This window comes from Candidatus Sulfuricurvum sp. RIFRC-1 (genome assembly GCF_000310245.1).
Lineage (GTDB): Bacteria > Campylobacterota > Campylobacteria > Campylobacterales > Sulfurimonadaceae > Sulfuricurvum.
The window spans coordinates 1268802-1289401 of the sequence record NC_020505.1 but is presented as its reverse complement, the minus strand read 5'-3'; the positions used below and the strand labels follow the sequence as shown (position 1 = coordinate 1289401).

At 43.9% G+C, this 20600-nt stretch carries 21 protein-coding genes; 6 read left to right on the top strand and 15 right to left on the bottom strand.

Going from position 1 to position 20600, the window contains the following annotated elements:
• Nucleotides 1-64: 64 nt before the first annotated feature.
• A complete protein-coding gene (locus B649_RS06445; protein ID WP_015653709.1) occupies nt 65-2410 on the top strand; it encodes an EAL domain-containing protein in 2346 nt (781 codons plus the stop codon).
• 14 nt (nt 2411-2424) lie between these two features.
• Here the strand turns inward: B649_RS06445 and sulP are convergent, their stop codons facing one another.
• The 8 genes from sulP to B649_RS06405 are packed head-to-tail and all read right to left on the bottom strand — an operon-like array spanning nt 2425 to nt 7957.
• Entirely contained in the window at nt 2425-4089 is a 1665-nt protein-coding gene (sulP, locus tag B649_RS06440) for a sulfate permease (protein ID WP_015653708.1), read from the bottom strand.
• 45 nt (nt 4090-4134) lie between these two features.
• Nucleotides 4135-5304: an MFS transporter gene (locus tag B649_RS06435; protein WP_015653707.1), complete on the bottom strand. Its 1170-nt coding sequence runs from the start codon at nt 5302-5304 to the stop codon at nt 4135-4137.
• 28 nt (nt 5305-5332) lie between these two features.
• Nucleotides 5333-5773: a rhodanese-like domain-containing protein gene (locus B649_RS06430; protein ID WP_015653706.1), complete on the bottom strand. Its 441-nt coding sequence runs from the start codon at nt 5771-5773 to the stop codon at nt 5333-5335.
• Nucleotides 5770-6006: a thioredoxin family protein gene (locus tag B649_RS06425; protein WP_015653705.1), complete on the bottom strand. Its 237-nt coding sequence runs from the start codon at nt 6004-6006 to the stop codon at nt 5770-5772. The genes B649_RS06430 and B649_RS06425 overlap by 4 nt, the downstream gene beginning before the upstream one ends.
• Nucleotides 6003-6263: a hypothetical protein gene (locus B649_RS06420; RefSeq protein WP_015653704.1), complete on the bottom strand. Its 261-nt coding sequence runs from the start codon at nt 6261-6263 to the stop codon at nt 6003-6005. The genes B649_RS06425 and B649_RS06420 overlap by 4 nt, the downstream gene beginning before the upstream one ends.
• Before the next feature lie 16 nt (nt 6264-6279).
• On the bottom strand, nt 6280-7230 hold the full coding sequence (locus tag B649_RS06415) for a permease (protein ID WP_015653703.1): 951 nt from the start codon (nt 7228-7230) through the stop codon (nt 6280-6282).
• A 2-nt stretch (nt 7231-7232) separates the two neighbouring features.
• Nucleotides 7233-7637 (bottom strand): arsenate reductase ArsC, encoded by a 405-nt coding sequence (locus B649_RS06410; protein ID WP_015653702.1) that lies wholly within the window; start codon nt 7635-7637, stop codon nt 7233-7235.
• Nucleotides 7634-7957 (bottom strand): metalloregulator ArsR/SmtB family transcription factor, encoded by a 324-nt coding sequence (locus B649_RS06405; RefSeq protein WP_015653701.1) that lies wholly within the window; start codon nt 7955-7957, stop codon nt 7634-7636. The genes B649_RS06410 and B649_RS06405 overlap by 4 nt, the downstream gene beginning before the upstream one ends.
• A gap of 114 nt (nt 7958-8071) precedes the next feature.
• On the opposite strand from B649_RS06405, the gene B649_RS06400 reads away from it, so the two are divergent.
• Together B649_RS06400 and B649_RS06395 are read left to right on the top strand one after the other, a co-directional pair.
• Nucleotides 8072-8509: an arsenate reductase ArsC gene (locus B649_RS06400; RefSeq protein WP_015653700.1), complete on the top strand. Its 438-nt coding sequence runs from the start codon at nt 8072-8074 to the stop codon at nt 8507-8509.
• The gene (locus B649_RS06395; RefSeq protein ID WP_015653699.1) at nt 8506-9759 is read left to right on the top strand and encodes an arsenic transporter; all 1254 of its coding nucleotides are present in this window, start codon (nt 8506-8508) and stop codon (nt 9757-9759) included. The genes B649_RS06400 and B649_RS06395 overlap by 4 nt, the downstream gene beginning before the upstream one ends.
• Here the strand turns inward: B649_RS06395 and B649_RS06390 are convergent.
• The 6 genes from B649_RS06390 to B649_RS06365 form a co-directional block, all read right to left on the bottom strand.
• Nucleotides 9756-10397: a hypothetical protein gene (locus B649_RS06390; protein ID WP_015653698.1), complete on the bottom strand. Its 642-nt coding sequence runs from the start codon at nt 10395-10397 to the stop codon at nt 9756-9758. The genes B649_RS06395 and B649_RS06390 overlap by 4 nt on opposite strands.
• A 72-nt stretch (nt 10398-10469) precedes the next feature.
• Nucleotides 10470-11402, bottom strand: a complete 933-nt coding sequence (locus B649_RS06385) for an Abi family protein (protein WP_015653697.1) — start codon at nt 11400-11402, stop codon at nt 10470-10472.
• A 197-nt stretch (nt 11403-11599) separates the two neighbouring features.
• Complete coding sequence (locus B649_RS06380) at nt 11600-12361, bottom strand: hypothetical protein (protein WP_015653696.1); 762 nt, start codon at nt 12359-12361, stop codon at nt 11600-11602.
• Nucleotides 12362-13624, bottom strand: coding sequence for an ArsS family sensor histidine kinase (locus tag B649_RS06375; RefSeq protein ID WP_015653695.1), 1263 nt, complete (start codon nt 13622-13624; stop codon nt 12362-12364).
• Nucleotides 13617-14285, bottom strand: a complete 669-nt coding sequence (locus tag B649_RS06370; RefSeq protein ID WP_041192417.1) for a response regulator transcription factor — start codon at nt 14283-14285, stop codon at nt 13617-13619. Before B649_RS06370 ends, B649_RS06375 begins: the two co-directional genes overlap by 8 nt.
• A 61-nt stretch (nt 14286-14346) precedes the next feature.
• Nucleotides 14347-14976: an EF-hand domain-containing protein gene (locus B649_RS06365; protein WP_015653693.1), complete on the bottom strand. Its 630-nt coding sequence runs from the start codon at nt 14974-14976 to the stop codon at nt 14347-14349.
• Nucleotides 14977-15119: 143 nt separating this feature from the next.
• Here B649_RS06365 and B649_RS06360 point away from each other — a divergent pair, with 143 nt between their 5' ends.
• The gene (locus B649_RS06360; RefSeq protein WP_015653692.1) at nt 15120-16040 is read left to right on the top strand and encodes a cation diffusion facilitator family transporter; all 921 of its coding nucleotides are present in this window, start codon (nt 15120-15122) and stop codon (nt 16038-16040) included.
• Between the two features lie 4 nt (nt 16041-16044).
• Here B649_RS06360 and lolA read toward each other — a convergent pair whose 3' ends face one another.
• Entirely contained in the window at nt 16045-16563 is a 519-nt protein-coding gene (gene lolA / locus B649_RS06355) for a LolA-like outer membrane lipoprotein chaperone (RefSeq protein WP_015653691.1), read from the bottom strand.
• A gap of 118 nt (nt 16564-16681) precedes the next feature.
• On the opposite strand from lolA, the gene secA reads away from it, so the two are divergent.
• Together secA and B649_RS06345 are read left to right on the top strand one after the other, a co-directional pair.
• Nucleotides 16682-19249, top strand: a complete 2568-nt coding sequence (gene secA / locus B649_RS06350) for a preprotein translocase subunit SecA (RefSeq protein ID WP_015653690.1) — start codon at nt 16682-16684, stop codon at nt 19247-19249.
• On the top strand, nt 19246-20442 hold the full coding sequence (locus B649_RS06345; protein ID WP_015653689.1) for an ABC transporter permease: 1197 nt from the start codon (nt 19246-19248) through the stop codon (nt 20440-20442). Before secA ends, B649_RS06345 begins: the two co-directional genes overlap by 4 nt.
• Nucleotides 20443-20600: the final 158 nt, after the last annotated feature.

Here is a 20600-nt window from a genome sequence, read left to right as displayed (position 1 = left end):
ACGGAATTTGTTTTTCATCTCTGTTACGTTATCCTATGCCAATATTTTATGAAGTAGACGGTATATGACTTTTAGAAACAAAGATGTATTGGCGGACCTCGATGCGTTGGAGAAGGGACGTATTCGCAGTGAACAGGTGAATATTGCTTACAAACAAGCGTTTGCTTCCGTGTACCCCCTTTTATTTGGCTCCATCGTTATCTATTTTCTTTTTTACAATACCTTACAGCCTTCGCTGATCAGCCTGTGGTTTCTAATGGTTGTAATAACTTTGCTTTGGCGTATTTGGCTGCTTAGAGAGTATCAAAATGACCAAAATCGTTATAACACGGCTGTGTGGGAGAGACGTTTTCAGTATGTTATGTTTACTTCTGCGGCCGTGTGGGGGAGCATCGCATTTTTTATCTATCAAACCCCGAATACCCTGCATCAATTTTTTCTTATTTTTCTTCTTTCAGGTATTGCATCGATTGCGTCGGGAACTCTGGCATCACTATTTTCGGTGGTTATAATCTTTTTATTTTTGCTCCTAGCCCCTTTATTTGCCGTGATGTTTTTTCATGGCGGTTTCGAGTTTCAAATGATGGGAATTTTGGTTGTGATATTTTTTATCCTTTTAGCGATTGCGGCTAAGCGGATACATGTCAATATCATGAATGCGTTAATATCGAAAATTCTGCATCAAAAAGCGACGGAAGCGCTTATCCTCTCAGAAGAGCGTTTTGAAACTATTTTTAAAGATGCTCCTGCCGGTATTTTTTATTACAACACCGACTTAATTGTCGTAGAAACCAATAATGAGATGCTTCAAATTTTAAAAATCAGCCATGAAAGGATGATCGGTTTAGATTTGAAAAAACTGCCGGATAGCTGTTTGTATGTCTCTTTGAATGAATCTGTTCAGGGTGAAAAAGGGTTCTATGAAGGTCCTTATACGACAATGGTTAACAAGCTTAATCTCTGGATAAGTTTACGCACTTCTCCGATTTATGATACCGAAAGACGGATTATCGGAGGAGTAGCGATCGTCTCTGATATTACTGAACGGGTGGTTGCCGAAGAAAAAATGAAGCATCAGGCCTATTTCGATGCCCTGACCGATATCCCCAATCGTGTACTGCTGAAAGATCGCGTAGAACAGTCTTTGGCACATTATCGCCGTCATGGAAGTTTGATTGCCATTATGTTTTTGGATTTGGATCATTTTAAAAGTATTAATGACTCTTTAGGACATCATGTGGGTGATGCCCTTTTGATCGAGACGGCGGTACGTCTGAGCTCTATATGCAGGGAGGGAGACACCGTTGCACGTTTAGGCGGAGATGAGTTTGTTATTTTGCTGAATGAACTCGGGAGTGATCCTCATGTCGCGGCCCAGCGTGCAGAGACGGTTGCGGAAAAAATTCATGAAGTTCTCTCTTTTTCTTTTGATGTCGGGCAGGCCGAATCTATCACCACCAGTTCCAGTATCGGAATAGCGATCGTGAGTTCAAATGAACAAAATGCGGATGATTTACTGAAATTTGCCGATACGGCGATGTATCAGGCGAAAAAAGAGGGGAGAAATACGACTCGATTTTATCAAGAGCAAATGGATCAATGGATTAAAAAACGGCTGTTTATGGAAAATGCGCTTCGCCATGCGATTAAAAACGGTGAGTTGGAACTCTATTATCAGCCGGTCATTGAAATTTCTACAAGAAAGATCATTGGAGCCGAAGCATTGCTACGATGGAATCACCCTGAAATGGGGCTGGTAATGCCCGATGAAATCATTAACATTGCCGAAGAGAGCGGATTGATCGTCCCTATCGGCGAATGGGTCTTGATGGAAGCGTGCAGACAGTTCGTCCGATGGCGTGCCGCTCATGTGAGTAAATCGCATATTCAGCGTATTGCGGTCAATGTAAGTGCCGTACAGTTTAGACAAAGCGATTTTGTCGAAAAAGTGATCCGCATTGTTGCAGAAACCGGTATTGTCCCCTATATGCTTGAACTGGAGCTTACCGAATCGATGATTATTGACAAAGTCGATACGGTAATCGATAAAATGAACCGTCTTCGTACTGCCGGTATTTGCCTTTCTATGGACGATTTTGGTACAGGGTATTCGTCTCTCGCTTATTTAAAACGGCTTCCGTTTACAACGCTTAAAATTGATCGAAGTTTCGTACGTGACATTATGAGTGATAATGATGATGCGGTTTTGGTTGAGACTATTTTGTCGATGGCTTCGATTTTTAAACTGGATGTTATAGCAGAGGGTGTTGAAACGTTTGAGCAGTTCAAATTCCTAGAAAGTCATGGATGCCAATACTTTCAAGGGTATTTGTGCAGTAAACCGGTTCAAGTCAATACCTTTGAAGAGTTGCTTAATCATGATGTTCAGAATTGTCAAGCCCATTTATGATTTTCACTATCGTCTCAATCACGCGTTAAAAGTTCATGGCATCGTGCCAGTGCTTTGTCGATATGGTCGACGATATTCTCTTTTCCGATACGTTCATCAATATGAGATTTTTCGATAAATTTTCGTACTTGCGGGTTGACCCCAGAGAGGATTAAATGGGTATTTTTCTCATGAAGCCGTTCATGTAAGACTTCTAGCGCATGTAAGCCGGCAGCATCGATCAGCGGAACGTAACGCATACGTAAGATAAATACCTGTGACGGTTTTTCAAACAGCGCGAGGGTATCCACCAGTTTTTCCGCTACACCGAAAAATAGCGGCCCTTGTATCTCATACACTTCGACTTCATGCGGGATGCTCTTGTTCTGGATGGAATCAGGATCATCTTCGTCGTTCTCGACGGCCCGAATATGGGTTGCCTTCATCATTTGATCGATAAACAGAATGGAAGCGAGAGCAATCCCCGCTTGGATAGCAAAATTGAGATCGACCAATACGGTAAGGCCAAACGTGACAATGAGGACAATGCGGTCAGTTCGAGGGGCGTGCATAATTTCACGGATATGCTTGATCTCGGACATGTTCCATGCTACGACCATTAAAATAGCGGCAAGTGCCGCGAGAGGTACTTTAACAATGAACGGGGCTAAAAGAAGCATAAAAATAAAAAGCCAGAATGCGTGCATCATCCCGGCTACCGGAGTGCGTGCTCCGGCTTTAATATTGGTCGCGGTGCGAGCGATGGCTCCGGTTGCGGGAAGGCCGCCGAAAATCCCCGAAGCGATATTGGCAACCCCTTGACCTAAAAGCTCGGCATTGGATTTATGGCGTGTTCCGGTCATACCGTCGGCGACAACTGCCGAGAGGAGGGATTCGATAGCGGCGAGGGTAGCGATCGTGATGGCATCAGGGAGGAGAAGGCGAAGTTTATCAAACGTGATTTCAGGCCACACGGGGGAGGGAAGCATGGAGGGGATAGATCCAAAACGGCTCTCTATCGTTTCGACCGGAAGTCCCAACCCCCATACGGCTAGCGCCGAGAGGGTAACTACGATAATCGGTCCGGGAATGTGCGGAGTATGACGTTTGGCCGCGATGATGATTCCGATTGAGACAAGGGCAACCATAACGGCAATAAAATTGGTTTCATGCAGATGGGCGAGATAAACGTAGAGTTTATCGACAAAATCGGGGGGAACCGTAGCGATAGAGAGGCCGAAGAAATCACGAATCTGCGAAAAAGCAATGAGCAGAGCAATACCGGAGGTAAATCCGACAATAACGGGGTAGGGGATAAATTTGATGAGCTCACCGGCTCGGACAAACGCCATTATCATGAGAATGATCCCTGCCATAATGGTTGCCAGAACCAATCCCTCGTAGCCGTGTTTCATCGCTACCGTTGCAACGGTGACGATAAACGCCGCAGTCGGTCCTCCGATCTGATAGCGGCTTCCGCCATGCGCCGAGATCAGAAATCCGGCAACAATCGCGGTAAAGAGTCCCCGCTCAGGGGGTAGATTGGATGCGATAGCGATCGCCATAGCCAGTGGAAGCGCGACAATCGCTACGGCTAAACCGGCAATAGTATCGGCGATAAAATCAGCACGTGAATATCCCTGCCGCTTGAATAAAGTAACAATTTTCGGTTCGAGTGAATCGTGTATCGAGCGGAACATAATATTTCTATCCTTGAAATTACCTGTTCGCTATTCTAGCACTTTTTAATCGGTGTGTAACAGACGATGCCGCATAAAATAAAGTAATGCACCAAGTACAAGAGCTGATGATGACGCAATCGAAAAAAGAAGGGTACTGCCGTAATGATCCCAAATAATTCCGCCGAGTACCAATGAGGCAAAAGTTGCAATCCCTACCGCCGTATAATAAATCCCGTAGGCGGTTGCTTTGAACTCCATCGGTGCGGTATCCGAAATAATTGCCTTTGCTAATGCGTTAAAGCCGGCGGCGAAAAACCCGTAGATTCCAAAACCCAGCCAAATGGCCCATGCGTAGCCTAATGTCATCGCCAACGCACCCAAACCGAATGCAATATAGACGGCAGACAACAGGGTAGACTTGCCGATTCGGTCGGCGAATTTTCCGATGGGGATGGCGAAGAGGGATTGGGTGAGATTATAGAGGGCATAGGCAAGCGGGATCATCACGAGAGCAAGGCCGTTACTTTCAGCTTTGAGAAGCATAAACGAGTAGTTCATGGCAATGAGGCTAAAGAGGCTTTGGAATCCCACCAGCCAATAAAACGAAGAAGGGAGAGCTTTTGGCACAAATCGGCTCTTTGAAGGCTCAAACGGAGTATCGGTGACCAGAAAGATGAGAATTGCCATCGAGATAAGTCCGGGGATCAGACTAATAGCAAAGACGGTTCGAAAAGAGGATTCGCTCTCCCCCAGGAACCACAAAACGACAAAAGCGGTGAGTGCCCCTGCCAAGGCTCCTGCACCGTCCATCATTTTATGAAACCCGAATACGAATCCGCTGATCTCTTTGGGGGTAGAGGCACTGATCAGGGCATCGCGAGGAGCGACCCGTATCCCTTTGGAGAGGCGATCACCGATTCGGATTGCGGCAATCATCGTCGCACTTTGGGCGAAAAAGGCAAGGGGTTTGATGAAGTTCGAGAGGGCGTAACCCAATACCGTCAGCCCTTTGCGTTTTCCGAGACGGTCCGAATAAAATCCTGAAAGTGCAATGAGTAACGCAACCCCCAGCTCCGCTGTCCCCTCGATCAGACCGATTTCACTTTTAGACGCGTGAAGGAACCGCTCCAGAAAAATGGGGAGGAGAGGGAGAATCATCTCGGTCGAGAAATCGGTGAAAAAACTGTTAGCACCGAGGGCGATAATGTTGCGGTTAAGTGATTGTATTTTCATAATTACGATTGTAACGCAAATACCTCTTTTAAGGTTTTATTTTCCCTGCTGTTTCCTCTATAAATTCTTTGGCTTCATCACCGCGCAGATACCCTGCCAATCCAAGCAGTCCGTCAGTAAGATAGCGGCTTTTATACCCTTTTAGCGTTAAATATATTCGTGCCATTTCAGCGCGGTCGTAGTGGGGGCAGACGGTCACAATGGTTTTGTTTTTGTCGAGTTCACCCAGTCGATCGGGGAGTTCGTTTAGGGGTATTTTTTTCATAAAAGGGAAACTCCAAATGGCTTGTTCCTCTTTGAAACGGATATCGACAAATTCGACCTCTCCCATTTTATAGAGTTCAACCGCTTCGAGACTTTTGATCTTCATTTCGGTGCGTTCGTTGTAATCGAAACGTTTTAAATAGCTCTCAAAGCTCTCAGCATAGAGAATATTTCCAAGAAATAGAAGGAAAAAGAGTGTTTTCATTGTGCTTTGATGAGTTCCACAATCTCATTGACGCTAAGAAGTTTTCCGGTGCTGAGGACTTTCCCATCGATCACAAGCCCCGGAGTGCTCATCACTCCGTACTCCATTATCTTCATAATGTCCTCAACCTTTTCTATTTGAGCAAATTTTCCGCTTTGAGCTACCGCTTGTTTGGTTGCCTCTTCGAGGGCTTTGCATTTGGTACATCCGGTACCTAAAATTTCTATTTTCATTGTTTTTCTCCCAATAGGCATTCTTTCATCATAGGTGCAAGTGTATCTGCATTCACATCACCTGTAATACTCAGAATAGAGCCACCTTCGACCGTAGTTAACTCTATTCCTTCGATCTTTTGCATGAGTTCAGGATCACAAGCACACTCGCAATTGCCGCTTTTACATGCTTCGATCTTCGTACCTAGCTCTTCGGTACTGAAACCGCTGAGAAAGGCTTTCACTCCGCCCGTTTGATTGGTAATATCGATTTTCATATTAACTCCTATTAAATTATAAGATTGCATTAAACAAGTATCCGACGCCCATAATCCCAAGCGTCACCGTACCGAAAAAGATACCGATGAGTTTGAGGCTCATCACCCGCTTTAGTATCATCGCTTCGGGGAGGGAGAGGGCGGTGATTGCCATCATAAAGCTAAGTGCCGTCCCCAAAAGCATCCCTTTGGAAGTAAGCACTTCGATGAGTGGCATAACCCCTGCGGCATTGGAATACATCGGAACCCCCAGCAGCGTTGCGAGCGGTACGGCAAACAGATTATCCGCCCCTGCAATAGAGGTGATAATCTCCGTCGGGACGTATCCGTGAATAAAGGCTCCCACACTCACACCGATGAGGACATAGAGCCAAATTTTTCGAAAAATATCGAGCGTGTACGCTTTGGCTTCAATCAGTCGTATTTTAAAAGGGATAACCTGAGCTTCTGCTCTAATCTCACCCTCTATCGGTTTTACCTCGATCAAAATCTCTTTCTCTAGCCCCAGTCTTCCGATAATGATACCCCCCACAATCGCCACCAGCAAACCAAACCCGATATACAAAGCCGTTACTTTCCAGCCAAATAGCCCAAAGAGCATAGCAATGGCGATTTCGTTGTTTAGAGGCGCGGAGATAAGAAAGCTAAACGTCACCCCCAAAGGAATACGTGCCTGTAGAAATCCTAAAAACAGCGGTATCGCCGAGCACGAGCAAAACGGGGTAATAATCCCGAACAGTGCGGCGAGAACATTGCCCGTATATTCATGCTTTTTACTGAGGTATTCCCGTACTTTCTCGGTTGAAAAATAAGAGCGTAGTAAGGTTACGATAAAAATAATAACGATGAGTAAAAAGAGAATTTTTACCGTGTCGTAGATAAAAAAGTTTAGAGCGTCGGAGAGCTTCTCCCCCTGAGGCATTTTCAGCCACTCATAGACGAGGATATTGACGCTCTCCTGCCACATAATCAGTCACACAACTCAGATTTGACGATCGGAAGAAGGGTCGCTTCGATCAGATCGAGCGTTTTTTCATACTCTTCCACTGCTTTTCCGCTCGGATCTTCGAATGCGACATGGATCGTTTTCACCGCTTTAGGGAACATCGGGCAGGTCTCATGGGCGTGGTCACAAACGGTGACGATCAAATCAAACTCGTTGTTCAGTACGGTTTCGATTACCTTGGAGTGATATTCTTCTCTCCAGTACCCCTTTTCTTCTAAGAGTGCTTGGGCATTTGGGTTTACGGCACCGCTGGCTTTAACACCGGAGCTGAACGCTTTGACACAATCGCCCATTTTAGCGTTGATGAGCGCTTCGGCCATGATGGAGCGACAGCTGTTGCCGGTGCAAAGGATAAGGACATTTTTCATAATTTACAGTCTCCTGTTTCAGATAATTTTTGTAGTGGGGGAAGGGTGATTCCCAGACATCGGATTTCAGCCAGTGCTTCGCTTCGGAACCGGTCTAATGGTGTTCTTATAGAGTAATAAGCCCACGTTCCGCACCGATCCACCCGTAAAAATCCCCCGTCTTTGAGGATTTTGAGATGCCGTGAGAGACGTGACTGGATCATACCTAATGAAGATTGCAAATCGCATACACACAGTGGCCCATGTTGATCCAAAAATGCCAGTATTTTGATTCGTGTTTCATCATTGAGTGCTGATATTGTTTCTAAAAAGATTTCCATAATCACCTCCATAGAGCGTATTGTAGCGAAACAGTAATAATATATCAAGATATATTGATTTATTAAAATAAATTTCGATATAGTGCTATCAGCAAAACATAATAGGGGCATTCCATGTTGAAAGTATTATTCGTCTGTGTCCATAACAGTGCAAGAAGCCAAATGGCCGAGGCTTTTTTCAACCAATACGCGCAAAATAACGACAGTAGCGAGAGTGCAGGGATCGAACCCGGAACCCTCAATTCTTATGTTGTTCGTGCAATGGGTGAAAAAGGGATCGATATATCAGAAAATGAAACCAAAGGGGTATTTAACCTTTACAAAGAGGGGAGAACATTTAGCCATGTGATTACGGTTTGTGATGCGGAAGCAGCACAACGTTGTCCGATCTTCCCCGGTATTAGCCGAATTATTATGTGGAGTTTCCCTGATCCGTCAACTTTCATCGGAAGCGATGAAGAGATTATGGAACAAGTGCGCGTTGTACGTGATACAATTGAAGATCAGGTAAAAGCTTTTATTAAAAATCCTATTGAAGAGAATATTTTATGATCCTTGCCGTAACACTTTTTTTAATTACCTTAGTCTTAGTCATCTGGCAACCTCGTGGGCTACAAATCGGCACATCCGCAGTAGCTGGTGCCATTGCCGCAGTGGCTTTAGGTGTTGTCAGCCTTACTGACGTGTGGACAGTAACGTCTATCGTTTGGGATGCAACGCTCGCCTTTATAGGGATCATTCTACTCTCGATGGTACTCGATGAGATCGGCTTTTTCGAGTGGGCGGCGCTGAAAATGGCGCGTCTCTCACACGGGAACGGTCATGTGATGTTCATCTATATGATGATACTCGGTGCTCTTGTGGCGGCATTTTTTGCCAATGACGGCGCGGCATTGATTCTAACGCCGATTGTACTGGCAAAAATGAAGTATCTTAATATGAAGCCGCTTCCGATGTTCGCGTTTTTGATGGCGGGTGGATTTATCGGGGACAGTGCCAGTAATCCGCTCGTAATTTCTAATCTAACCAATATCGTAACGGCAGGGTATTTCAATCTCGGGTTTTGGGAATATGCCAAGACCATGTTCTTGCCAAACCTTCTCAGTATCATCGCCTCTATCATTGTGTTGTGGATCTACTTTCGCAAAGATATTCCTACCCGCATCGATATTACTGGGCTTTCAACTCCAGAGTCGGCGATCAAAAACATGACAATGTTCCGCCTCAGCTGGTGGTTTTTGGCATTGCTGATGGTGGGGTATTTTATCGGGGATATCTATCACCTCCCTGTTTCAGTGTTTGCTCTCGGCGGTGCATTGGTGTTTCTTGCTATTGCAACCTATTTCAAAGCAACCAAACCGATCATGACGATCAAAGCGGCACCGTGGCAAGTCGTATGGTTCAGTATAGGGCTGTATGTCGTCGTGTATGGTCTTAAAAACGGTGGGCTTACAACGTATCTCGCTGGACTTATTATAGAGCTTCAGAGTATGGGAAATGTGTATGCTGTGATCGGTACGGGCTTTCTCTCCGCCATCCTCAGCTCGGTTATGAATAACATGCCGACCATTATGATCATGGACATCGCGATTGCCGAAGCGGGGAACAGTGCGCTTGCTTATGCTAATATCATCGGATGCAACCTCGGGCCGAAAATGACCCCGATCGGTTCACTCGCAACGCTTCTTTGGCTTCATGTTTTGGCGCAAAAAGGGGTTAAAATCGGGTGGGGCGAATACATGAAAGTGGGGCTGATCGTCACCCCGCCGGTATTGTTGGTGGCGTTGCTCGGGTTGGTTTAGTTATTTTCGAAAAAGTCTTTTAATAATTCAAATAGGAAATCGCTAAATCCAGTACCCTCAAATACTTTCAAACGTCGTTCCATCGTTTTGTCTGGAGTAAATCCACCAACAACATTTGGCTTTTCCAATATTCCTAAACTCAATAACTTGTTTTGAGCATCAATATAAAAATATTGATGCTCATTAATTTCATAATAAAAATGACCGTATTGAGTTGTTTTTTTATTCTTCCAAAGCTCATAAAATATCTCAAAATCTTCATATGTTAAAGAATTTATATTGGCAAAAAGGGATGACTCATAGTAATTGAGTGACCCGTTTTTTATTTTTTGAATCCATAATTTTGCTAATAAAAAAGTAGTAATCCGATTGTCGGCGTGCATATTTTTTAAAATAAGATTTGAAATGAACTCTTTATTGTTCTCGGATTGAGAATGAATAAACTCCAAAAGTTCATCTTCACTAATTTCATTCGAAAGTATGTCTAAAACAAGATTATTGAATTTGGCTTCTAAAAATCCATGAAATGTTTGAGCAATGCTTTGTTTTATAAGGGAGAGATTTCCGCCACTTGCAATATCCAGTGCATTGTAGACAGCGATAGAATCAGCTTTTGCTTCATTAAGTATTTTTTTCATTTAGAAACTCCCTATCATAGTTGATCGTCGGGCTCATAACCCGAAGGCCGATAAGATTCAGTATTTTTAATTTCATTCCCACACCGACATTTCTTCCCACCCATTTACAAATCCCATCGATTTAATATTGATTTTCGGATGGGTAGCTATGAGCGTTTTAATGTCACTTTGGAAATCAGCCTCTTCACCGATTGCATCGAGAATATACGCGATAACACTGAGAGCAAAAAAAACTTTATCCCCCTGTAAAGAGTGAAACTCTTTGATTTTACGCGGTTTTTCGAAACTGACACCCAGCGTCTTGTTCCATAGTCGGCTGTGATGAGCGCAAATATTACGCATGACGGTGAGGGCATGAAACCAGTTGTGAAACAAATCTTTGCTCACACCGTTTAGTGCATATGTAACGGCCTGCTGTTCAGTGGTTTTGAGCATGGCATAGATTTTGGAGAGGGTGCTCATCGAGACCACTTCGACCATAGCCCAGACGGGGAGGTCGGTCGTGTTGTATTTTTCTTTGAAATGGGCGATAAACGTTTCACTGGATCGGTTTGTCTCTTCTCGAATACCCACCATGACTTTGTCAAAAAATTCAGGGGAGGTTTTAAAGTTTTCAGGATCAAGATAGCCAAATGCTCCATAAGTCAATGAATGATGATACGCGATCTGTGTTCTGAAATAGACCTCGATCGATTCTATCGCTTTAAAGACGGTTTTTCTTAGCTCAACATCAAAAAAATAGAGTTCAAGAACATCTTCAAAGCGTACATTATCTAAAAAAATACCGTCTAATTTGGATGATTTCGGATGTTGCAAAGGTAAAAAATAGGCACTTAGTCGGTAGTAGTTAATATGGGAGAGCTTTTTGAGAGTATAGGCTTCATTGGTGATAATAAGATTTTTTTCTTTTAAATGTTGGAGCTGTTCTTCAAAAGTTTTTGGGGATTTAGTATAACCGTTCGATTGATTTTTGATAGTTTGAAGTTGGGATTGTAAGTTGTTCATAAAGAAAACCCCTCCGTTGGCACTTTGTGTAGAGGTGGGAGAGGTGTGTTGAGAGAATTATCACGTAAACAAGCTTTGAAATTTATTACACACATCGATGATGTTTCCATTTGATGTTAGTGTAAGTCATTCATACTCCGCAACATAATATAATTACGAATATTATAACTCATTTCAGTTTTGATGTACAAACATGTTCAAAAATAAAATTTAAATCCAAACGACAGAGTTTCGTTATTTGTCTCACTGTCGGGTTCATAAAATCCACCGACCGAATTGGAAGCGTCGATATTCCAGAACTCGTATTTATACGAAATAAAAGCGCCTAGTTGATGACTGAGCATAACCTCAAATGGTACCGTAATTTTGTAGCCGTAGACATTGTTTAGATTATAGGTATAACCATGCAAATTTTCATACATTTGGGCATTAAATGCTTTTTGATATGCTGCGTCTGCCCCGATAGACATAGTCGAAGAGAGACGGAGATGGAGACCGATGCCGAAATTGTAGTATCCCCAGTCATAAAGTTCATCATACCCCAGTTGCCGTAGCCATCGACGGTATCCTACTCCTACGGTGAGTGGAATTTCCCAATCGCCACGGGTATCTCGCGCTGTTGCTTTGTACCCGAGTATGTAATCTTCTATTTCATTGGCTGTGATGCCTCGGTAGGATCCGTAAGGATCTCCCGAACCAAGCAAACTTCCCACATAATTCGTATTTCCTTCGGCATAGGCAGCACTGAAATACCATCCTTGATAGCGTGGTTCGAGTGTGATCGTTAGACCCGATATTTTGCCGTAATCGGCTCTTTCTGTATCGAGTAAATTTCCGCTTCTATCGGTTTCGGCATAATCGAATTTTGTGGTATCGGCGCTGAGTGAAAGGGAATAATCGGAAGCGTACACGTATGAGACGCTTACTAAAGAAATAAGTAATAAAGCCCGTTTCAACATTTAAAACCTTTTTTCTAATTGTATCCGAAAACAATTCAGCCCCGAAGCGTAGTTATATTCGAGTTTAAATCCATGCTTTTTAAGAATAGAATGGGTTATGTATAAACCTAACCCCAGTCCTGTCATTGAACTTTCATAGGTGCGGTTGAACGGTTTGCTAAAGTGACGGTTCTCTTCACTCAGCGCCTCTCCGACACTGCATATCTCGATGGAATGGGAGAGTATGATTACCGTTGGTTTTGCATTGGAATATTTGAATGCATTGTCGAGAAGATTTTTTAATGCAATCGCAAAAAGTTCAAAATCGACTTTGATTATAAGGGCCGAATCTTCCCCTTTGATCGTAAGGCTTTTTTTATCGCATAACAATATATCGCATGTATGATCGAGTAGATCGACAAAACGGTACTCTTGAAGATTCAGGTGCCATTCGCCGCTGCTAAACTGCTCCATTTTTGAAAACTCACCCAACAGATAATCCATCCGAGTAAAAATCCGTTTCAACCGCGCTTGTTCAGCTGATTCACTAATGCAGTCGGCGGTGAGAGAGCCTTTCATAATCGGGGTTTTCAGCTCATGGAGGATATTGCGTAAAAAGAGGGCTCTGGCCTCTTTCATCGACGCGATTTTCTCTAATGCATGGTTGAATTCATGGGTGATTTGGGAGATCTCGTCTTTTCCCTCAATCGGTACATCCAGATGGGTATCCCCCTCTTTGAAATTGATGATGGCATTTTTGAGACGGTGCAGGGGGGTAAGTTTTTTGAGTATGAAGCCGAAAAAGAGCAAAACAAGAACGTCAATGGCAATCATAACGCTCCACATACTCCACGATGATTCTTTTTTTAAGTCTTCTAAGACGATAGGAGAAAAATCACCCAATAGAGGGGGCGGAGGCGGTAAAACGTGATCGAACATCGGAGGAGGGAGAAAAGGAAATTTCGGCGGCAGTGATTTTACAAAATAAATTTTACCGTTATAGTTGATCATTTTACCAAAGGGGAATTCCGCCACACTCTTTCCGTGAGATCGGAGGAAATCGGGTGAGAGAGAAGAGGAGGCGACCATTAACTGCTTTAGTTCCGTATCAAAATTTCCGCTTTTATGATGGATAAGCCGCTCTGCCAAAGCGAAACGTCTCATTCTATCCCCCTCTTGCTCTTTGGAAAAATGTTGATTTGCGATCCAAAATAACCCGTTTATCAAGGCAAAAATGAGGAGAAAGAAGAGGGCAATTAGCCGTATAATAGAGTGATTATTCATTGACAAATTTATATCCTATTCCACGTACGGATACGATATAGCGTGGATTTTTAGTGTCGTCGCCGATTTTTTGGCGGATACGTCCCATAATGACATCGATGCTTTTGAGGCTGCTCTCATACTTGATCGAGCCGATGTTGAGGAGCAGCTCTTCGCGTGAAATGGCGTATTGATCTTTTTGGATCATATACGAGACGATATCGTATTCAGCCGGTGTCAGCCGTAAAACCGATCCATGGCGGGTTATTTCGTGCTTCGCTTCATCCACTTCAAAAGGGGATGCTTTCTGCGGAAGGGTCGGATGCATGCGGCGCATGATGGCATCAATGCGGAATGTAAGTTCCTGCGGATCATAGGGCTTGGGGAGATAGTCATCCGCACCGCGTGAAAAACCCATCATCTTATCGCGTATATCGGATCGTGCGGAAGAGATGATGATCGGGATCGGGCTCTCTTGACGAATAAGTCGGCATATCTCTATACCGTCCATCTGAGGAAGTGATAAATCAAGAACCAGCAGATCAAACGGTTGGGTTTGAAAAAGACTTAACCCTTCCAGCGGCGTTGGTGCGATGGTAACGTCGATATTGTCCCGATGGAGACGTACTTTTAACAATTGTGCCAGTTCGATATCATCTTCGATCATTAAAACGTTAATCATAAAGCGATTATATCGATGGAAAAGTAACAACTAAGTAACATGCCCAAAAGGGCATGGAGCATCACGCGCTGATGCTGAGGAGAGAAGTGGTAGAAGTTGTAGCGGTATTGTTACTGCTGTAGTATGAGAGAAGTTTTTGAAGCCATTCGTTTTGACTATCCTTGGAGGCAGTTGAACTGCTAGTAGATGCCGATGAAGCAGAAGTTTTGTTCTCCTCTTCTTTGGGATCTTCAAAAAGTGCCATAAGCTCCTCCATGCTGATGGTACCGTCTTCGTTGGTATCGAGTGCAGCAAAAACTTCACTGGTGGTGCTTTCGCTTTCGGATGATGCCGATGTCGATTCGCTTGGAGGTGGAGGAGGTGGCATTCCGCCCGGTGGCGGTGGTGGCATCCCTCCTTCATTTTCCGATCCTTCTGGTGGCTTCATGTTTTTAAGTGCCGCTACCAGTTCTTCAGTGCTCATACTGCCGCTGCTGTCGGTATCGAGGATGGAAAAAATATCGCTTGCGGATGAACTACTAGAGGATGCAGCGGAAAACTCACTCGAACTAACTGAGCCATCACTGTCTGTATCTAATGCAGTAAGCATCTCTGATGCGATATCTTCAAAACTCGGTTTTGAACTTTGCGTAGTAGAAGAGATTGAAGAAGTATATGACGCATACGAATTGTAATTCGTTCCGACTGTCATGGGAGACTCCTTATCGGGTGTAGCAAGAAAAAATTCTTACTCGGAGTGTAGAATAAACGTTGCATAGTAACTATTGGGTAACATTTAGGCAAATAAAAGCTACTTTCGATAAAGTCTCTCAATTTCATTTTGGACAGTTTTTCATGGAACACCACCATCACCATCACCATCATAATCACAGTGATATTAGCGGAGGGAAACTCCTTTTTAGTGTTATTCTCAATCTGATCATTACCGTTGCTCAGTTTATCGGTGGAATAGTCTCCGGATCATTAGCACTTTTGAGTGATGCGCTGCATAACTTTAGCGACGTAATGAGCCTTATTATCAGCTATTATGCCCATCGGCTTTCCCACCGTCCTCAAAATATTGCCCAAACGTTTGGATTTAAACGTGCCGAAATTCTTGCTGCACTCTTTAATGCTTCGGTATTGATCGCCGTCTCAATGTATCTCATTATTGAGTCGATTCAGCGTCTAATCACACCTCAGGCGGTGGAGGTGACATGGGTTATGGCGTTGGCGGCATTGGGTATCGTGGTAAACGGGCTCTCCGCATGGCTGCTCCATCGTGATGCCGACCATAATCTCAATATCCGTTCAGCCTACCTACACTTAATGGGGGATTTGATGACCTCGTTTGCCGTACTGGCTGGGGGAGTTATGATCTATTTCTATGGATGGTATTGGATCGATCCGCTGTTATCGCTTTTGATCTCTTTTTACCTGATCCGCTCATCGTATGGAATTGTTCGTGAATCGGGAGGTATGTTGATGCAGTTTGCCCCTGATCATGTCAGTATTGATGCCGTTGTTGAAAAAGTATCCGCATTTGAAAGTATCGAGAGTATTCATCATATCCATTTATGGCAGTTGGACGATGAGAGTGTTTTTTTGGAAGCACGCCTCAATTTCCATCAGGATATGAGACTCAGTGAAACGAATGCCATACTGCATGAGTTAACCCATGCACTCGAAGAGATCGGTATTTCCCATACGACATTTCAATGCGAAATCGGGAAACATGGGAGAGAACGGGTAGTGGAGCGATGCGAGCATCATTAGAGCATTAACGGTCTTTAATGACGTCGAAATCCTCAGGAATGACCGGTTTGAATTTACTCATTTCGATCGGTCTGTTTTGGGAAGGATTGGCAAAAACGATCGCTACTTTATTATCAAAACTATCGGTATAGCTGATAGAACTGAGTAGGTCGTTTTTAAACATAATGGTGTAGTTTTCCCCTTTTACCGTAGCGGAATATTTTTCGTCATCCACTTTTTTAGCTTTTTGGATGATTTGAAGAAAATCGATCTCATCATCGAGGGTTCTCAGAGTAACTTGCTCGATAGAAGGTTCGACAACGGTAATTTTTTGAGCGTTGATGTAGACGCTTTTTTGGATCGGTTTTTGATAGACCCAGAGGGCATTTTGAGGCTTGGAAGCCCAAAGCTCACCGCTATATACAATCTTTTTTCCGTTATCGTCGATAATCGTTTGAACAAATTTTCCGTTAAAAGAGTTAATTTCTTTCGGTGATGCTGCGAGGGTGAGGCTCAGAGCAAACAGAAGTGGTAAAAAACGCACATAAATTCCTTGAATAGTGTAATGTTGACATTGTACCCTATGGTTATTAACCAAAACAATAGATTTCGTATGCTAAAATCAGCGACTTTTTCAATACTGTTCATAATGAAGGTTTTTAATGCTCCAAACGTTCCTCGGAAAAATTTTCGGTACCAAGAATGATCACGAAATCAAAAAATATCTCAAGCGCGTTGCACAGATCAATGCTCGCGAATCCCATTTTTCGGCGTTAAGCGACAGTGAGCTCCAAGAAGCATTTGCTGCGTTAAAAGAGTCTGTCCAGAACCATACGAAAGCTGTGGATGCCGTATTGGTCGATTCGTTTGCAATTACCCGAGAGGCGAGTAAACGTGTTTTAGGGATGCGTCATTTTGACGTTCAGCTCATCGGGGGGATGGTACTGCACGAGGGGCGTATCGCCGAGATGAAAACGGGGGAGGGGAAAACCCTTGTTGCGACATTGGCGGTAGCATTGAATGCTATGAGCGGCAATGGGGTTCATGTCGTCACTGTCAATGATTACCTTGCCGGACGTGATGGAACTCAGATGTCTGAGCTTTACTCCTTTTTGGGATACACGACCGGAATCTTGGTTGAGAGCGGCTATAACCCGGCCAACAAACGGGAACAATACGCGTGTGATATCACCTACGGTACGAATAACGAATTTGGATTTGATTACCTTCGCGACAATATGACTTACAGCAAAGAACACATGGTTCAACGCGGTCATGCGTATGTTATCGTCGATGAAGTGGACTCGATTTTGATCGATGAAGCACGTACACCGCTTATTATTTCAGGTCCTACGAACCGAACGTTAGAAAACTACACCCGCGCCGATGCGGTTGCCAAAGCATTAGTCAAAGAGGAGCATTTTAGCGTTGATGAGAAAGACCGTCTTATCCTCATTACCGAAGAGGGGATCGGGCGTGCGGAGGAGCTTTTCGGAGTCGATAATCTTTACAGCATCGAGAACTCAGCACTCTCTCACCATCTCGATCAAGCGTTGAAAGCCAACTTTATTTTCGAATGCGATGTTGACTATGTGATCCAAGAGGGTCAAATCGTCATCGTCGATGAGTTTACCGGACGTTTATCGGAAGGGCGTCGTTACTCCGAAGGTTTACATCAGGCATTGGAAGCGAAAGAGGGGGTTATTATCAAAGAAGAGACCCAAACTCTCGCGGATATTACCTACCAAAACTATTTTCGTATGTATGGAAAAATCGGCGGTATGACGGGAACGGCTCAAACCGAAGCGACCGAATTCGCTCAAATTTATAACCTCGATGTTATCTCAATCCCGACCAATGTTCCGGTTATCCGTGAAGATCTGAATGATTTGATTTACAAAACCGAATTGGAAAAATTTGAAGCCGTAATCAAAAAAATCAAAGAGCTCAATGCAAAAGGGCAGCCGATGCTCATCGGTACGGCTTCCATTGAAAAATCGGAAAAGTTGCATGAACTATTGAAAGCCCAAAAAATCCCTCATACGGTTTTAAATGCGAAAAACCACGCACAAGAGGGTGAAATCATTAAAAATGCCGGAGCCAAAGGTGCTATTACGATTGCAACCAATATGGCGGGTCGCGGGGTTGACATTAAAGTCAGCGATGAGATCAAAACACTCGGCGGATTGTATATCCTTGGAACCGAGCGTCACGAGAACCGCCGTATCGACAATCAGCTTCGCGGACGTGCAGGGCGTCAGGGTGATCCGGGAACCAGCCAGTTTTACCTATCACTCGAGGACAGCTTGCTTCGTATTTTCGGCTCCGACAAAATCAAATCGATTATGGAGCGTTTGGGCGTTGAAGACGGTGAGTACATCGAATCGGCAATGGTAACGCGCGCCGTTGAAAAAGCGCAGAAAAAAGTGGAAAATATGCATTTTGAAGGGCGTAAAAATATCGTTGAATACGATGATGTCGCCAACGAACAACGTAAAATCGTCTACCGTTTCCGTGGGGATCTTCTCAACCCTGAATACAACGTCGGTGAGAAAATCGATACCATCCGTTCAGAATACATTGATCGTACCCTGATGAATTGCGGTATTTTCGAAGGAATCCCACAAGAAGAGATCGATATTGATCATCTTGTCGCGGTACTTAAAGAAGAACTCAATACCGATATTGACGCTTCACTCTTCACTGAAAAAGAGTTCAATATCATCCGAGCACAGATGCTTCTCCTCTTGAGCGATGAATACAACGATAAAATGTCGGTTGTTGAGCCTAAACTCCGCAGTGATATTGAGCGTGAAATTTATCTTAAAACGCTCGATACAGCATGGCGTGAACACTTGTACCAAATGGACAGCATGAAAACGGGTATCCGTCTTCGTGCCTATAACCAAAAAGATCCGTTGGTCGAGTACAAAAAAGAGAGCTACAACCTCTTTAGCGAGCTGGTTGAAACGATCAAATACGATACGATTAAAACGCTTCATATCATCCGATTCAGAGTTGACAATGCCGAAGAAGAGGCTGAGGCGTTTGCCCGCCAAATGGAATTAGAGGAAAAACAGGAAGCGTTTCGCATGAGTCTTAACCATCAAGAACATGAAGGCGACGATAAGAAAGTGGCTCGTAATGACGAATGCCCGTGTGGAAGCGGCCTAAAATACAAAAATTGCTGCGGAAAATCGGGACCGAAAAAAGGGGTATTTGCCTCTTGAATATCGTCTCCTACCTTGTCAAACGGTTTTTGCGCTTTGACAAAGAGCAGCCTTTTATCTTTCTCTCAGCACTCCTCGCATTTTCAGGAATCGCGTTAGGGGTAATGGTCCTTATCATCGCGATGGCACTGATGAACGGTTTTGACAATGAGTTCAAGAAAAAACTCACCGTTATGAACTACCCCCTCACCATTCAACCCAAATTTTACGGCACTGTAGATACCACTTTGCTCGAACAACTTAGAGCTAAATTCCCCGATTTATCGTTTAGCCCTTATGTTACCTCTGCCGTACTTTCCCGCAGTGGTGATCAGATGGAGGGGGGATATTTGTTCGGTGTCGATTTTTCCCAAGAAGCGAAGGTAAACCGTATTGTCGCTGAAGGGTTAAATGCGGGAACCCCCGGTAAATTTCAGGTGATGGTGGGGCAAACGCTCAAAGAGCAGTTTATTCTCGGCGAAGGTGAAAAACTCACCTATATTTTTACCCAGATGGAGCCGGGCGGTTTAGCCCTTACCCCTAAGATTAAACGTTTTGAAGTGGTTTCAACGTTCAACTCAGGACTCAGTGCCTATGACAAAGGGTTCTCCTATACCTCCTTGGAATCGTTGCAGCGTATTTTGGGAATTCCCGAAAATCTTTATGACGGTATCCATATCCATTCGCCCAATCCCGAAGCCGACATCAACCGCGTGAAAGCAGTTCTCCCCGATACGGTATCGATACGCGGATGGTGGGAAGATAACGGGAACTTTTTTGCCGCTCTCAAAATGGAGAAAATGTCGCTCTTTATCGTTTTGATGCTGATTATTCTCATCGCTGCGATTAATATCATCTCGTCGTTACTGATGACCGTGATGAACCGTCGCAGTGAGATTGCTCTGCTTATTTCGCTGGGTGCATCGAAGCAAGAAGTTAAAAAAATCTTTTTGATTCTCGGTATAGTCATCGGTGTTTTGGGGATTAGCACGGGAGCGATATTAGGATTTTTAGGGATGTGGATATTGGGGACATTTGAAATCATCTCATTGCCTGCCGATGTCTATCCTACCTCGACTTTACCATTGGATCTGAGTGTTATCGATTTCTTCTCGATTATTATCGGTGCATTTGTGATCGTCCTCCTCTCTGCGTGGTATCCCGCAAAAAAAGCCTCTGAAGTCGATGTTTTAACCGTATTGAGAAATGAATAGAATTCATTTCTCCTGCATATCACTCTTTCTCCACCACTTTTAATCGCTTCAAAACAGCATAAAAATATTTACCCTCAACGAAACGTTAGTTCTTACTAATTACTATATAAAGGTGGAATTAAATTAGTTTAGCTACTATTTCAATTACTACAATTAGG